We start from the raw sequence: 15,920 nt of genomic DNA on the forward strand, positions 1-15,920 counted from the left end.
GGAGGTGGAAAGATATGCTAGTCATAAGCGCGAACGAACAAAAAAACTTAGTAAATATGAACGAAGTCATTGAATACGCGGCGCTTGCTTTACAAGAATTTTCCGCAGAAAGAACGATTACACCAATACGCGGCTCATTACCATTTGCGAACGAACAAAATACCGCGTTAATTATGCCTTCAGTAGCGGAAGGACTTGAAGCTCTTGGTTTAAAAGTAGTAACAGTAGTCCCGGGGAACAAGAAAATAGGAAAAAAAACGATAAACGGGATCGTTATGCTATCAGACTTTCAAACGGGAGAACCGCTCGCACTTTTAGAAGGATCGTACTTAACGATGATCCGAACAGGCGCCTTATCAGGCGTAGCAACAAAACATTTAGCTCGTCATAACGCAAAAACTTTATGCATCATCGGCACCGGTGAACAGGCGAAAGGGATTGCTGAAGCTGTACTCTCCGTCAGGGACATCGAAAAAATTATCTTATACAACCGAACGGAAGAAAAAGCGTATGCATTCGCGCAATATATACAAGAGAAATTCAGCAAACCGGCTTACGTTTACACAAATCCAAATGAAGCAATAAGCGAAGCAGACATCATCGTCACAACTACGAACGCATCCACACCAGTCTTCACAGAAGCACTAAAAAAAGGCGTCCACATAAACGCCGTCGGCTCATTCAGACCGAGCATGCAAGAACTACCATCTCACGCCATCGCTAACGCAAACAAAGTAATAGTCGAATCAATAGAGGCCGCACTAGAAGAAACAGGCGACCTTCAAGTTCCGATAAAAGAGGGCTTATTTGAAGCGAGCGACATCCACGCTGAACTTGGTCAAATTATAAGCGGGGAAAAAGCTGGTAGAGAGAACGATGAAGAGATTACTATTTTCAAATCAGTAGGTTTAGCGGTAGTAGATATTATTGTTGCGAAGTATTTGTATGAAAAAGCGATGGAGCGTGGAGTGGGTAATAGGATTGAGTTTTGAGAGACTGCCTTTTGGTGGTCTTTTTTTGTTGGGGATATAGTATTTGTTTCTGTTAATAGATTTCAAACTTTCCACATTTACAAAAAAGTTTGACTTTATATACGGGTAGTGGTAATTTAAAACTTATAAGAAAACTCGGGATTAAATCCGAGTTTTCTTATGGGTATAAATAGTTCAAGGGGGCCGAAAGATGAAACGGAAGTTATTTGCATTACCATTTGTCCTAATACTACTTATTGCATTAGCGGCTTGTTCTGGGGAAAAAGATTCTTCGAAGCAAGCAGGAACTAGTACGTCAGGGACTCCGAAAGATGGAGGAACGTTAACAATTGGTGTTAGCGATAATCCAGATACGATGAATCCGCTTTATGCGAACGATCGTGTGTCATTAACGATACAGCAAGCTTTATATGCGCCGCTATATCATATGGAAGACGGTAAGAAAAAGTTTGTTCTTGCTGAGAGCTTTACGCCTTCAGAAGATCAATTAACATGGACGTTAAAACTAAAAGATAATTTAAAATGGCATGATGGTAAGAAAATTACATCAGACGATATAGTATTTACATTCCAATCTATTTTAGATGAGAAGCAAAACAGTTCAAGTCGTGAAAACTTTATTTTTAAAGGGAAACCGCTTGAGGTGAAAAAAGTAGATGAGTTAACAACTCAATTTGTATTACCACAAGTAAGTGCATCTTTCGAAGGGGTTATGAACGATTTCTTCCCAATTCCGAAACATGTATTTGAAGGTGAAGCGGATTTAGTGAAGAGTAAGAAAAACCTACAACCTGTTGGATCAGGTCCATTTAAATTAAAAGAGTTTAAATCAGATGAATATGTTGCGTTAGAGCGATTCGATGATTATTTTGCTGGTAAAGCGAAATTAGATTCTATCGTGTACCGCGTTGTAAAAGACCGTAATACAGCAAACGTTTCACTACAAAATGGTCAAATCAATATGAAGATGATCGAACCACAAGACTTTAAGAAATTAGATAGCACGGGGAACTTCTCAATGGTGACATTCCCTGAAGGTAGATTATTCTACTTAGCTTATAACTTTAATACAGACCTTATGAAGAAAAAAGAAGTGCGTCAAGCAATTGCGCATGCATTAGATAAGAAAGAAATGATTAACTCAGCTTTCGTTTCTAGTCAATTTGCAGAACCAGCAAATTCAATCTTAACACCAGACGCTATGTATTATGCGAAAGATATTAAAGAGTATAAGTATGATCAAAAAGAAGCGAAAGATTTACTAGCAAAAGCTGGTGTGAAAGATAAAGAAAAAGTACGCGTTATGTATGTAACGAATAATAAAATCATGGAAAGCTTAGCGCTATATACACAACAAAAATTACAAGAAGTTGGCTTACAAGTTGAACTAAATGCATTAGATGCTAGTGCGGCAAGTGAAAAAGGCTTAGATAAAGAGAATAAAGAATATGACATTACATTCGGTGGTTACATAATGGGACCAGAGCCAGATTCATATAAGAGCTTATTCTTAAGTAATGCAGAATACAATTATGCACGTTATAAAAATGCTGACTTCGATAAGTTATGGGAAGAAGCTGCAGTTGAAACAGATAAAACGAAACGCGCAGAGCTATACCATAAAATTCAAGATACAGCGAGAGAAGACTTACCTTATCTTCCAATCGCATATCCGAAAGCAGTTATTGCAGTAGATAAAAAGTTTGATGGATTAAAAGAAGCAAAAGCAATTCCAGTTACAATGTTTGAAGATCTATCGAAGATTTATGAAGTGAAATAAGAGACTATGAAGAAGCTGGTGGAAATCAGCTTCTTTATCCCGCTTTAATGGGCAGTAAGACTCCCACCTCAAAACTCGGCGAATGCGAGGAAGTTAGGTGGAAGTAAGGCTGATTAAAGTTTCACTTTATCTTGAGGGGGGAAGTTTGTGTATAAAGTAATTGCAAAGAGGCTTTTAAATGCAATTCCGCTTTTATTTGTTATTTCTATTATTTCTTTTCTATTAATAAAACTAGCGCCGGGCGATCCCGTTCGAAACTTTGTAACGCCGAATATGAGCCCGATTGATGTCGAGCGTATTCGCAAAAGTTTAGGACTAGATCAACCGATTTACGTGCAATATTTTTTATGGTTAAAAAATATTTTAACAGGGAATTTTGGGTACTCACTTCAAAATCACCGCCCTGTTTTAGAACTTATCACAGAAAGATTACCCGCAACAATTGGATTAATGGGATCATCTTTACTTGTCTCATTTGTAATCGCAATACCGCTTGGACTATTTACAGGTGTGAAAAAGAATTCGTTCTTTGATCGCACCGTGAACTGCATTTCCTATGTGGGAATCTCAATGCCAGTCTTTTGGTTCGCGTTACTATTAATCTACTTATTCTCTTTAAAATTGAACATGCTTCCGAGTATGGGTATGCGCACAGTCGGTCAAGATTCCTTCTGGGATATTGTCCAGCACGGCATTTTACCTTGCATGGTGCTAGCGTTCCAAAACGTCTCTGTTTATATGAGATATATTCGTTCAAGCACAATCCAGCAATTAGAAGAAGATTACGTACAAATTCAATATGCGTACGGTGCTTCACAGAAAACAGTTTTATTTAATCACGTACTTCGAAACGTATTAATACCGATCATTACAATTTTCGGATTATCCATTCCAAGTTTAGTAGGCGGAGCGTTCATTACGGAAACAGTATTCTCATGGCCGGGACTTGGTTCACTCGGGGTAAATGCTATTTTTAGATTTGATTATCCAATTATTATGGCAATCACATTATTATCATCGTTCATGTTAATTCTCGGTAATTTAATTGCTGATATTTTATATGGCGTAGTAGATCCGCGCATTCGAATGAGGGGGTGATGGAATGAACAATAGGAGATTTCAAACGATAAAAAATAGTTTTACGAAAAATAAGTTTGTAGTAATGGGAGTTATTATACTTAGTGTTTTAACAATAGCGTCTCTTTTCGCATTCATATCACCGTACGATCCTAGCAAAATGTCTATTCCAGATCGTTTACAAGAACCGAGTTTAAGTCATCCGTTTGGCACGGATGATTACGGAAGGGATTATTTAACGAGAGCGTTATATGGCGGACGAGTTTCCCTTGCGGTTGGTTTTCTAGCGATGGTTGTTTCCATTACAATCGGGACCGCAGTAGGAACAATTAGCGGATATTTTGGCGGAAAGTTAGACAACTTCTTAATGCGAATTGTTGAAGTTCTTATGTCGATTCCATCATTCTTCTTAATGCTACTATTAAATGCTTACTTAAAACCAGGAATTACGACGTTAGTTCTTATTATCGGATTACTAACATGGATGGACACCGCCCGCATTGTAAGGGCAGAAACGTTATCTGTAAAAGAGCGTGAGTACGTTTTATACGCAAAAGTGTCGGGACAAAAGTCACTTATGATTATTGTAAGACATATCATTCCTAATATTTTATCGACGATTATAATCGCAGCGACATTAACGATTGCGACATCGATTTTAATGGAATCATCACTTAGCTTCTTAGGATTAGGTATTAGAGAACCAGATTCTTCTTGGGGCAGCATGCTAAATAATGCGCAAGGATACATAGGTGAAGCTTGGTATTTAACACTCTTCCCAGGGTTCCTTATTTTATTAACAGTACTAAGTTTTAACGTAATCGGTGAAGCGCTCAAGAAAGCTTTCGCGCCAAAAGGGGCTCATCATGAGAACTAATGCTTTAAGTGAGGGGGAGTGAAAAGCGTGTCTGAAAAACTATTAGAAGTGAAAAACTTAAAGACTTCTTTTTTCATAGAAGACGGCGAAGTAGAAGCGGTTCGCGGCGTTTCATTTAGCTTGAAAAAGGGTGAAGTCGTTGGGATTGTTGGCGAATCGGGAAGCGGAAAGAGTGTTATGGCGAAATCTGTTATGGCTCTCGTTACGTCACCAGGGAAAGTGAAAGAAGGAGAGATTCTTTTTCAAAATGAAAACGTGCTTTCTAAATCGGAGAAAGAATTACGCTCTATTAGAGGAAATCAAATTTCACTTATATCCCAGGATCCAATGTCGGCATTAAACCCAGTTGTGAAAATTGGGAAGCAAATGACGGAAGTAATTATTCGGCATCAAAAAGTGAAAAAGAAAGAAGCACAAAATATCGCGGTCAACTTACTAAAACAAGTCGGTCTTTCTTCACCAGAAGAAAGGGTGAAACAATATCCGCATGAACTAAGCGGTGGTATGAAGCAGCGGGTTATGATCGCGATGGCAATGTCTTGTAATCCAGACTTGCTCATTGCGGATGAACCGACGACAGCGCTTGACGTAACGATACAAGCACAAATACTAGATTTAATGAAAAACTTAAAAAACGAAACGAATATGTCGTTGCTGCTCATTACGCATGATCTTGGAATTGTTGCACAAAACTGTACACGCGTTATCGTTATGTACGGCGGGCTTATTATGGAAGAAGGACATGTACTTGATATTTTCCAATCGCCGAATCATCCATATACGAAAGGGCTATTAAACTCTCTGCCAAAAATATCGAACGGCGTAAAAGAAAGACTAGCGCCAATTCAAGGTGTAACACCAAACCTACTACATCCGCCGAAAGGTTGCCCGTTCGCAGAGCGTTGCCCACATAAAATGGACATTTGTGAAAAAGAACGTCCGCCATATTTTGAAATTGGAAACGGAAGGCGTTCTATGTGCTGGCTAAATGATAGGGCGGTAGGTGATTCCCATGCATGAAGAAAACTTAATTGAAGTTCGGAACTTAAAAAAGTATTTTCCTATTAAAAAAGGACTGTTCGGCAGAAAAACAGAGCAATTAAAAGCAGTCGATGACTTAAGCTTCACAATTAAAAAGGGTGAAACATTCGGACTAGTAGGAGAATCAGGCTGCGGAAAATCAACGACAGGAAGAAGCATCATTCGTTTACACGACGTCACTTCAGGTAACATTCTATTCGACGGACAAGATATCGCAAATCTAAAAGAAAGTGAACTAAAAGAATATAGAAAAAGAATGCAAATCATTTTCCAAGACCCGTACGCATCATTAAACCCGGCAATGAACGTGTTCCAAATTATTAGCGAACCGATGAACATTCACGGATCTTACACAGCGGAAGAAAGAAAAGAAATCATTCTAGACCTTCTCAAAAAAGTAGGCCTAAAAGAAGAACACCTATATCGCTACCCGCACGAATTTAGCGGAGGCCAAAGACAGCGCATCAGCATCGCGCGCGCACTATCTGTAAAACCTGACTTCATCCTATGTGACGAACCAATCTCAGCACTAGATGTCTCAGTCCAAGCACAAGTCGTAAACATGCTGCAGGATATTCAAGAAGAAACAGGCGTCACATACTTATTCATCGCACATGACCTATCCATGGTAAGACACATATCAGACCGAATCGGAGTTATGTACTTAGGAAACATAGTAGAAATTGCCGACAGCGAAGACCTATACACAAAACCGGCACATCCATACACACAAGCACTACTCTCATCCATGCCAGAACCAGATCCAACAAACACAGGCAAAGAACGGATCATCTTAGAGGGAGAAGTACCAAGCCCGCTCAACTCACCATCCGGCTGCAAATTCAGAACGCGCTGCAAATTCGCCACTGAAAAATGCACGCAGGAAGTACCAAAAATGGTGGAGATTGCGAAGGGGCATCAGGTGGCTTGTCATTTATTTTAGAGGAGAAAGCACTAGGGGGGGACCGGGTGCTTTTTTCTTTTGTGTGGGGGTGTGGGATTGGTTGTAGACTAATGGTCAGTGAATGTCTATATTTGCATCTCCTATCATATAATTCTCCTTATTTTTTAACTATAATTTGAATGACGAACTTCTTTTTGTTGGGAAAGCACGTAAAGTAAGACAACGTATTAAAAAACATTTTGAAGATAATGTATCACCAATTAAAAATCATCGTGATGAAGTGTATCGTATTGATGTATGTATTGTAGAAGATCCGATGGAAAGAGAAATTTACGAAACATATATGATTAACGAATTTCAAGCGAAGTATAATGTGGATAAAGTATTTTATAAATAACATCAACGTAAAACATGATCTTGGTACTACATCAAGATCATGTTTTTTATATGCAATAAAAACGATTGATTATTCTTAATCATTCGACAAAATACAACAATTTAAGATCGTATTTTTTGCTATGATAAGTAAGGAATTTATATATCGTGTTATTGGGGGATAAAAAGAGATGTTGAAAAAATTTACTACATGTATTTTAGGGGGCGCTTTAGTATTCAATTTATCTGGTTGCGGCAATACATCCGACAAAACTTCTTCAGAATCTAAAGAAACCAATTCTAAACAAGAAGAAAAGAAAGTTCAAACAACTGATGAGGCGAAACCGAAAGAGAATGCAAAGCAGAAAAATACAGAACAAACAAAAGAGAAATCAAAGGTAAAAGAAAAAGAGTATGCTGTAAACAAGGATTTTCATACACCTAAATTTGATGTAACTGTAAAAAGAGTTGTAGAAAGAGATAAGGTTGGTAAAGAAAGTATAGGAATCCAAGAACCTGAAAATGGACATGTCTTTATTGTTGTAGAAGTAGAAGGGAAAAACATCACAAACGAATCGATGAAATTAGCTGTTTTACCATCAGTGGATTTAGTGGATGAAAATGATAATGCTTACCAAAGTGATGTGTTGGCAACTAGTAGTTATGAGGTTGAAAAAGGTGAGACCTCTACTATTACTAAGGAATTAAAACCAGGGGAGGTAAAGAGACAAAATAAAGTTTACGTGATTAATAAAGAAAAATTTGATACAGGAAAATGGTATGTACTTGTTAACCATGAGTATAAGGAACAAATTAAATAGTGTTTATTTATTAAGAGGAGATGGCTCCTCTTTTTTTGTTATAAGTTAACACAAAATTTCGTTTTGAGGACACTATTAAATTTTTAAGTTGATGGAGATAGGACGCTATCCCTAGACGAAGAGATTACTATTTTCAAATCAGTTGGTTTGGCTGTAGTAGATATTATCGTTGCGAATTATTTGTATGAGAAAGCGGTGGAGTGTGGGATAGGATCGAGTTTTGAGGGACGGCCTTTTGGTGGTCTTTTTTGCATAAAATCTTGTAAAGCAAGAAAAAGTAGAATATTTAATGATTAGAATTGAATATTCATATTCTAATATTCAATAGAAAGATAAAACATTTAAAAGTTCAGAATAATATATTATAATATATTTAGTAAAATTAACCAATATATATTTTGCTCATTATGTATTAAAGGGGAAATGAAAATGGCTGGACAAATTCGTATGTCACCAGAGGAGCTTAAATCAAAAGCGACTCGATATGGACAAGGTGCAAATCAAATTGAGGATATTTTACGTCAATTACAAAACTTACAAAATGAATTAAGAGGAGAATGGGAAGGTCGTGCTTTCGAAGGTTTTGATCAACAGTTCAATGAATTAAAGCCGAAAGTACAAAACTTCGCACAGCTATTACAAGAAATTAATATGCAGCTGAATAAAACTGCAGAGGCTGTTGCTTCTCATGATGAAGAATTATCACGTAATTTCGGTTTGAAATAAAAATTGTTTTACTCTATATAACAAGCATTTCAAATGAGCCATACAGCTTATATTGTATGGCTCATTTGATTGCGTGCCCAGCTTAGCTGGGCACACGTTTACAAAGAGTGATATTGATAGAGAAATTTCATATATCTATTGGGATTTCTTTGGCATGTTCTGAAAATTAGAGAAAGGATTTGAGTGATGGGACAATTTCAAAGTAATTTTCAAACAGCAACGCAAATTGCCACGAAAATGGGATCAGCCTCTGATAGGATTCAAAGTGCAACAACTCGTTCTATAACAAAGGCGACGCGTACAACACTATCTGTTAATTCCAAAGCACAAGAAGCGAATCAACAAATGTTAGATTTTACGAAACAATTTTCTACTGCCTTTCAACAAGCGGTCGATAATATTCATTCAGTAGCCCAAGAGTTTGAGAGAATGGATAACGAACTTCACAATACTTTTCGCTAATGTGACAACCTACATAAAGGTAAAATGGTAGGAGGAATATGATGAGTCAAGATATTGAAAAACAAATCAATCAAGTAAATCAAAAGTTAAGAAGTGTATTTGAAGAACAAGACCGAAATCAATCCGCGATTCACATTCAGGAGCAAGCGGAAGCAGATTTTTATGAATGGAGAGGTCGAAGCCATCGTTTGTTTGATCGAATTTTAGGAACTTGGCATGATGATAGAGAAATGTCTCAGTTTTTTATGAATACATATCAAGATGCAAAACATATTGAAAGAAAAGTCACATTTGAATTGGAAAACAAAAAAGAAACGCTGCTTAAAGAAAGACGAGACCTTAGTGATTTAGAAAACGACCTTTCCTATCAACAACAACAATTAGCAAGGGAGGTCAATGCATGAGTTTAAATATGTATTTAGGAGAAGTACAAAGCCAAACTCAAAGCATGAATGCTGTATGTATCGCTACCATTCAAGGTATGGAACAAGCGATTCAGTCGATTGACGCTTTTGCAGTTGATACTGTGTTACAAGGGCAAACATATAGCAGTGCAAAATCATTTTTTGTACAAACCTTTCGTCCTTTAGCACAAGGAATTATTTACTTATGTGAAGAGCTAATCCGTCAAAACAATGCCTTTCCAAGTCAATTTCAATCACAGGTAGCTCAGGCAGATGTAATTGAACACGAGATATTAGAACAAATTCGAGAAATTGACCGAATGAAAGCAAGTATGGAAGCTATCAATCAAGCTATGCCAATCCCGGGTATGGACGCTATGGCGAATCTTTTTACTGTCATGAGGAAAAAACTGCAAGAAAAATTAGAACATCTATATGAATTTAATTATATTTCTAGTAATAATTATGATACTGCACTCCAACTAGCCGCTAGCATTGCGACGGGTTTGGCGGAAGTTCAAAGTGGAAAAGGCTTTAGTCCTGCAAGTGGTACATTTAGTACGCAAGGGTTGAATATGGAGTGGACAACTTCTATTCAAGCGATTACAGAAGAGAGGGCACGACAAGCTGCCAATTCAATTGAAGAAGGTGAAATGTGTGGTAAGCTACCTGAAAAATCTACTGGTGAAAAAATTTGGGACGGTATTATAGATGGTACGGGACAAGCAGTTAGCGATACAATAGACGGAATAAAAGCTTTAGGAGATTGGGAGACGTGGGAAAACATGGGGAACGCTGCTTTGCACCCTATTGATACCCTTAGTACCATGTATAATGCATTGTCGGATTCATTTATTAATGATGTAATAAATGGTGACGCGGAAAGTCGGGCAAAGTGGGGAAGTTATGCTTTAACTCAAGTTGGGCTAGGTCTCATTGGTGATAAAGGATTAAGTAAAGCAAGTAAATTAGGTCAAGTGAGTAAAGTAACTACACTAGGGGCAAAAGCCGAACAGAGTATTTCACATTTTACAAATAAATTGCAAATAGGAGACCGCTTTGCATATGCTGGCGTTGGTGAGTTTAAAGATATTCCAAAAACTTCTTTTAATTCTTTACAAGAAGCCCGTGATACATTTATGTTTGCTGACTCTGGTAATTTAAATACACCTAGATTCCAAGAATACCTTAGCCAAGTAGAAGAAATTACAAAAAGAGAAATTCCAGAAAACCAAAGGGAATTACTGCAAGAACACTTAGAAAATAATGGTTATGAACGATTAAGTAAAGAAGAAGTAGCGGCAAGAAGAGAGGAGTTTAACAGCCTAAGAGAAGATTTAATTAAAGAATGGGAACTTAGGACTGGACAAAAATGGCCTACCTATGAAGAAGAAATTCTTTCAAGAAGAGGTAGAGTATTAAGAAAAGTTGATAGACCTTATGATGCACATCATCTGGTAGAAAATGCATATGGTGGAGAACACGAATGGTGGAATATGCACCCCGCTAAATATCCTAATGAACATCAAGGTGGAATACACGGGAAAGATAAAATTTCAAGAGAAATCTTTAAAAATAAATAACGGAGGTAATTAAAACATGTTTAATTTTTTGAAAAAACATATTGTAGCAGACGAGAGTGTTAAATCTAATCAAACACCTATTTTTTATCCTTTACCAAAAGAAGAGATAGCAGAAGCAGAAGATTTGTTGAAAATGCAGTTCTCAAAAGAACTAAAACGTTTCTATGAGGAAATTGGCTATGGATTTTTAAAGACTAATAAGACTCTTATTAACAGATTCATGGACCCATTTTCTGTTGCAGATTTTCGTTTAAGACAAGATATTTATGAATACAATCCTAATTTGGACGATGTCGATGATGAAGAATCACTAGTATTTTTTGAAGTATCAGAGATTAGCTTTTTAACAATTAAATTTAAGCAGGAAAATGAATTAGGTCAATGTCCTATATATTATGGTTCAACGAAAATAGCAGATTCTTTAGAAGAATTTTTAATAAAAATGGAAGAAAATCCTGACTATTATATTTAATGGATATCAATTCTACTTTGTAGAGTCGGGCATTATTAGTTCATTATTTTAAGAATTGTTTTCTAGCTTATGTGATTGCGAAGACAAATAATAATTAATTATGAGTAACAAAAGTAAGACTTATGCGTAATTCACATAAGTCTTTTTAATATTACCCCACAGTTAAGAGGAAGTTTTTATTGTTTTTGTAGTAATTAATTTGTGCTATATAGAAGGCTAGGTGTCATTAGTGTAAGTACTAAAACATATAATAAGGAAGAAAGGTGTCTATTATTGGGGTTATTCAAACGCACTAACTTAGATAAAACAGAACTATTGTTACTATATATTATGAAAGAATTAGAAGCGGATAAAGCACCAGTGAAGTTATCATATAACCAATTACAAGACTATTTACGTGCGAACCGTAATACAACAACAAAAGCAATAAACGGACTGAAAGAACAAGGGCTACTATCTGTTACGGTAGGACATGGGAAAGCTTCTAACACTTACTACCTTACATTAGAAACAGTGTATAAGTATAAATCATGAATTTGAATGGAGTTTATTTTTGATTTAATAAAATTATAGAATAAAGCAAAAAAATTCTTGTAGGAAATTGTAAGTGATTAACTATTATTCAGTTGCGAGGAAGTTGGATTCATCCTATGTTGTAATAGATTACTAATAAGTTATATGTGCAAGTATTCAACAGGCTAAAAAATAATGTCTGAATATAATTGAAGGTACTTCAAATAGGTGGTACAATTAAATTTAGATAAGCAATAGATTGTACACTTCTAACCAATAAATAGAGGTTTTTAATAATTGTTATGAAATACAAAACGCCTTGATATAGCGATGGTTATACAGTATCCATGTCAAAAGCAAAACCTACGAACTCTGAGTTTATCGCAATGGTTGCGGATAAGCTGAGACTTGAACATAAGGCTTCGTAAACGCTGATATAACAGTGTTTTTGATTGTTTAGCGGTAATGTAAAGTTACCAACAAATTTCTTTTCGTACCAACAAATAATGTTAATGCATTTTAATAAACACCGTCTTTTATTGGTTTGTAAATCAAACTAATGAGAGGCGGTGTTTTTTGTTTTGACTGAATTTGAATTACAGCTAGATAATTTTATGCTGTACTGTTCAAGTAAAAACTTATTGACAAAAACGCTGAAAAGCTATGATCAGACTCTAAATGGTGGAGAATGGGCCTCGTTATCACGTATTTTCGGTCATTCTAGTGTAGAGGTAACTCAAAAAGGTTATTTAGATTTTACAGATTCAGAAATAGGTAAAAAGTATCAAAAACATTCACCATTAAATCCCTTGAAAGTTTAAAGCGAAGAAAAAAGAAGTCTGAGTGATTTAGAAAATGACCTTTATTATCAACAACAAAATCTAGCACAGGAGGTCAATGCATGATTTAAATATGTATTTAGGAGAAGTACAAAGCCAAACTCAAAGCATGAATGCTGTATGTAACGCTACCATTCAAGGTATGGAACAAGCGATTCAGTCGATTGACGCTTTTACAGTTGATACTGTGTTACAAGGGCAAACATATAGTAGTGCAAAAGCATTTTTTGTTCAAACCTTTCGTCCTTTAGCGCAATGAATCATTTATTTATGTGAAGAGTTAATTCGTCAGAACGATGCTTTTCCAAGTCAATTTCAATCACAAGTCGCTTCCACAGATGTAATTGAACAAGAAATCTTAGAACAAATTCGAGAAATTGACCGAATGAAAGCAAGTATGGAAGCCGTCAGTCAAGCTATGCCAATCCCAGGTATGGAAGCTATGGCAAATCTTTTTACTGTCATGAGGAAAAAACTGCAAGAAAAATTAGAACATCTATATGAATTTAATTATACTTCTAGTAGTAATTATGATACAGCACTTCAACTAGCCGCTAGCATTGCGACGGGTTTGGCGGAAGTTCAAAGTGGAAAAGGCTTTAGTCCTGCAAGTGGTACATTTAGTACGCAAGGGTTGAATATGGAGTGGACAACTTCTATTCAAGCGATTGGAGAAAAAAGGGCACGTCAGTCTGAAAATCTTCTAAAAAGTAGTTCAATTGAAGAAGGGGCAATGTGTGGTAAGCTACCTGAAAAATCTACTTTCGAAAAAATTCGGGACGGTATTGTAGAAGGTGCAGGGGAAGCGGTTGAAGATACTATAGAAGGATTTAAGGCACTTGGTAAATGGGAAACGTGGGAAAACATGGGGAATGCTGCGTTGCATCCTATTGATACCCTCAGTACGATGTATAATGTATTGTCAGATTCATTTATTAATGATGTAATAAATGGAGATGCTGAAAGTCGTGCTAAATGGGGAAGTTATGCTTTAACACAAGTTGGATTAGGACTTATTGGTGATAAAGGATTAAGTAAAGCAAGTAAATTAGGTCAAGCGGGTAAAGTAACCAAACTAGCAAAAAATAAGATTCCGCAAGCTATTTCACATATTACAAGTAATTTACAATTGGGAGATCGCTTTGCTCTTGCAGGTATGGGTTCTATGAGAATTGAAATACCTACAATTAAAGATTACTTTGTTAAATCAAGTAGTGTAAAAAGTAAAGGACTAAATAATAAAACTGAAACAAATCTTGAAAAGTTAAAAAATAAACATGCTGATATTATTGAGAAACATCTAGATAATTATGCTGCAGCAGTAAATTCTAATAGTCCTTGGAAATGGAGGAAGATTAGTGGTGGAGAAAAATTAACAGCCCCCCAAAAAGCTATTATTAAGCAGGTTGCTATTGAGAAAGGTTTAATACCTGATGTTCCTATGAAATTAGGTACACAATATCCTGATTTTAAGAAAGCTAGTTTAATTATTAAATTGGATGAGTTACCAGAGGAAATGTGGTTGGCAAGTGACAAACAACAATTTAAATGGTTAGATGATAGAATATCTGGTGGACGTCCACCTGGTACTACCTGGCATCATTCTGAGATTCCAGGTAAAATGGAATTAGTACCATTTGGAATACATAATAGCATATTTCATAAAGGTGGGCGGAGTGAAGGGCATTGGTCTTATAGATCTAAAGGTAGGTAAAGAATTGGAGGAATTAAAATGAAGATTAAAAATGGTAGTGAACTTCAATCACCAAATGATGAATTAATTGAATCATTTGAGGAATATTGTGAGATAAAATTACCAACTGATTTTATAGATTTTTTGAAAAAATATAATGGTTCTATTCCAATTACTAATGTTTTTTTACATGAAAAAAACGAACTTTTAATTGAACGTTTCTTATGTTTGTTGGAGGACCCAGAAGATGATGATGAAAATGGTTGGTATGATATAGAGGTTGTATTATCTGATATCGATACTCGTTTAACGGATGATGAAGATTTAACAGGAGTAAATGTTATTCCGTTTGCTGTTTTATTCGCAGGTGATTTTCTTTGTTTAGATTTTAGAGAAAAAGAAATACCATCTGTTGTGGTATGGTATCATGAAGAATCAGAAGAGTTGAATCCAGTAACTAGTGAAGTTGCAGATAATTTTAGTGATTTTTTAAGTATGTTAAAAGAATAATGTAAGAAAAGTAATTAAATTTTATTTATGGGTTTGAATTTGTATTAAAGTTTTTTGCTTTTTAATAGGTTGATATATATTTTAAAAGAAATTAAAGGAGAAATGTATCAAGGATATTATCCTTTTCTTCTTTATTGACACCAATGTATTTAAGTGGAATTTGTGGTGTACTGTGATTAAGAATTTCTTGTAACATAGCTACATATTTTGTTTGTAGAACCAATAGCCGAAGGTTTTCCGCATGGTGTGAGTACCGATGGATTCTACATCAGCAAAATCTCCGGCTTTTTGCAATTGTCGATAAGCCTGGATCTTACTAATGGATTGATCCCCTTTTCTTGAAGGGAATAACCAGGTACTTTCTAGTGCTTGGGCATACGAATAGACTTCATCAAAAATAGAAGTAAGGTTAATCATGCGTTCTTTCTCTGTTTTTCCTTCTTTGATCTTAAATTCTTTTCTTTTTTTTCATTTTAACTTTACTATGGTTTGGGTTTCAATTTGGAGTAGATCGCTGACACGTAATCCTGTATGGATCCCAATAAGGAAGAGAATATAGTCTCGTTCAGAATAATGACGTTTGAGAGCCCATTTCATATCTTCAATCTGTTCTTTACTTCTGATGGGGTGGACATCAATGAGATGTGGTTTTTTGTTCACGGATTTTTAACATCTTTATTTACAGTGTTTTGAATGTAAACTAATAATAAAAAATTTGCTTTCAAATTAGAAAAGGTTAGTCCCTCACTCCACTCCAGCTAAAAACCTCACACCCAAAAACAAAGGGGAACTCAATTGTTCAAGCTCATATAAAGTTTCAATCTTGTCTAAGCATCCATTAGGATATACAA

16 protein-coding genes and 5 pseudogenes are annotated in these 15,920 nt (G+C 35.8%); 20 read left to right on the forward strand and 1 reads right to left on the reverse strand.

Annotated elements, in window-relative coordinates; translation table 11 throughout:
* Nucleotides 1-14: 14 nt before the first annotated feature.
* From KPL75_RS18695 to KPL75_RS18790, 20 genes and pseudogenes are all read left to right on the forward strand, one after another.
* Nucleotides 15-992 carry an ornithine cyclodeaminase family protein gene (locus KPL75_RS18695; RefSeq protein ID WP_219917308.1) on the forward strand — a complete coding sequence of 326 codons (978 nt, stop codon included), beginning with the start codon at nt 15-17 and terminating at the stop codon, nt 990-992.
* Between the two features lie 190 nt (nt 993-1,182).
* Nucleotides 1,183-2,772: an ABC transporter substrate-binding protein gene (locus tag KPL75_RS18700; protein WP_219917309.1), complete on the forward strand. Its 1,590-nt coding sequence runs from the start codon at nt 1,183-1,185 to the stop codon at nt 2,770-2,772.
* Nucleotides 2,773-2,919: 147 nt separating this feature from the next.
* A complete protein-coding gene (locus tag KPL75_RS18705; protein WP_219917310.1) occupies nt 2,920-3,870 on the forward strand; it encodes an ABC transporter permease in 951 nt (316 codons plus the stop codon).
* A 4-nt stretch (nt 3,871-3,874) separates the two neighbouring features.
* Complete coding sequence (locus KPL75_RS18710; protein ID WP_219917311.1) at nt 3,875-4,726, forward strand: ABC transporter permease; 852 nt, start codon at nt 3,875-3,877, stop codon at nt 4,724-4,726.
* A gap of 27 nt (nt 4,727-4,753) precedes the next feature.
* Nucleotides 4,754-5,746, forward strand: coding sequence for an ABC transporter ATP-binding protein (locus KPL75_RS18715; RefSeq protein WP_002169052.1), 993 nt, complete (start codon nt 4,754-4,756; stop codon nt 5,744-5,746).
* Nucleotides 5,739-6,710 carry an ABC transporter ATP-binding protein gene (locus KPL75_RS18720; RefSeq protein ID WP_219921131.1) on the forward strand — a complete coding sequence of 324 codons (972 nt, stop codon included), beginning with the start codon at nt 5,739-5,741 and terminating at the stop codon, nt 6,708-6,710. The genes KPL75_RS18715 and KPL75_RS18720 overlap by 8 nt, the downstream gene beginning before the upstream one ends.
* Nucleotides 6,711-6,828: 118 nt before the next feature.
* Nucleotides 6,829-7,068: pseudogene (locus KPL75_RS18725) on the forward strand (nucleotide excision repair endonuclease); the annotation flags it as partial.
* 169 nt (nt 7,069-7,237) lie between these two features.
* Entirely contained in the window at nt 7,238-7,867 is a 630-nt protein-coding gene (locus tag KPL75_RS18730; protein ID WP_219917312.1) for a DUF4352 domain-containing protein, read from the forward strand.
* Nucleotides 7,868-8,014: 147 nt separating this feature from the next.
* Nucleotides 8,015-8,164 carry an ornithine cyclodeaminase gene (locus tag KPL75_RS18735; RefSeq protein ID WP_258236962.1) on the forward strand — a complete coding sequence of 50 codons (150 nt, stop codon included), beginning with the start codon at nt 8,015-8,017 and terminating at the stop codon, nt 8,162-8,164.
* A gap of 132 nt (nt 8,165-8,296) precedes the next feature.
* Nucleotides 8,297-8,593 carry a WXG100 family type VII secretion target gene (locus KPL75_RS18740; protein WP_000918596.1) on the forward strand — a complete coding sequence of 99 codons (297 nt, stop codon included), beginning with the start codon at nt 8,297-8,299 and terminating at the stop codon, nt 8,591-8,593.
* 186 nt (nt 8,594-8,779) lie between these two features.
* Complete coding sequence (locus KPL75_RS18745; protein WP_215574498.1) at nt 8,780-9,055, forward strand: TIGR04197 family type VII secretion effector; 276 nt, start codon at nt 8,780-8,782, stop codon at nt 9,053-9,055.
* Between the two features lie 41 nt (nt 9,056-9,096).
* Nucleotides 9,097-9,459, forward strand: coding sequence for a DUF3958 family protein (locus KPL75_RS18750; protein ID WP_016094664.1), 363 nt, complete (start codon nt 9,097-9,099; stop codon nt 9,457-9,459).
* Complete coding sequence (locus tag KPL75_RS18755) at nt 9,456-11,042, forward strand: T7SS effector LXG polymorphic toxin (RefSeq protein WP_219917313.1); 1,587 nt, start codon at nt 9,456-9,458, stop codon at nt 11,040-11,042. The genes KPL75_RS18750 and KPL75_RS18755 overlap by 4 nt, the downstream gene beginning before the upstream one ends.
* Nucleotides 11,043-11,058: 16 nt before the next feature.
* Entirely contained in the window at nt 11,059-11,514 is a 456-nt protein-coding gene (locus tag KPL75_RS18760) for an SMI1/KNR4 family protein (protein WP_219917314.1), read from the forward strand.
* A gap of 273 nt (nt 11,515-11,787) precedes the next feature.
* A complete protein-coding gene (locus tag KPL75_RS18765; RefSeq protein ID WP_033707437.1) occupies nt 11,788-12,048 on the forward strand; it encodes a helix-turn-helix domain-containing protein in 261 nt (86 codons plus the stop codon).
* Nucleotides 12,049-12,359: 311 nt separating this feature from the next.
* Nucleotides 12,360-12,455: pseudogene (locus KPL75_RS18770) on the forward strand (sporulation initiation factor Spo0A C-terminal domain-containing protein); the annotation flags it as partial.
* Nucleotides 12,456-12,701: 246 nt separating this feature from the next.
* Nucleotides 12,702-12,848 (forward strand): annotated as a pseudogene (locus tag KPL75_RS27455) (integrase); the annotation flags it as partial.
* 76 nt (nt 12,849-12,924) lie between these two features.
* Nucleotides 12,925-14,052: pseudogene (locus KPL75_RS18780) on the forward strand (T7SS effector LXG polymorphic toxin); the annotation flags it as partial.
* A 435-nt stretch (nt 14,053-14,487) separates the two neighbouring features.
* On the forward strand, nt 14,488-14,580 hold the full coding sequence (locus KPL75_RS27860) for an HNH endonuclease (RefSeq protein ID WP_088351714.1): 93 nt from the start codon (nt 14,488-14,490) through the stop codon (nt 14,578-14,580).
* A gap of 18 nt (nt 14,581-14,598) precedes the next feature.
* Nucleotides 14,599-15,069, forward strand: a complete 471-nt coding sequence (locus KPL75_RS18790) for an SMI1/KNR4 family protein (protein WP_070141085.1) — start codon at nt 14,599-14,601, stop codon at nt 15,067-15,069.
* Between the two features lie 91 nt (nt 15,070-15,160).
* Here the strand turns inward: KPL75_RS18790 and KPL75_RS18795 are convergent.
* Nucleotides 15,161-15,729: pseudogene (locus KPL75_RS18795) on the reverse strand (tyrosine-type recombinase/integrase).
* Nucleotides 15,730-15,920 lie beyond the last annotated feature (191 nt).

Origin of the sequence: Bacillus sp. NP247 (genome assembly GCF_018966865.1) — a bacterium.
GTDB lineage: Bacteria > Bacillota > Bacilli > Bacillales > Bacillaceae_G > Bacillus_A.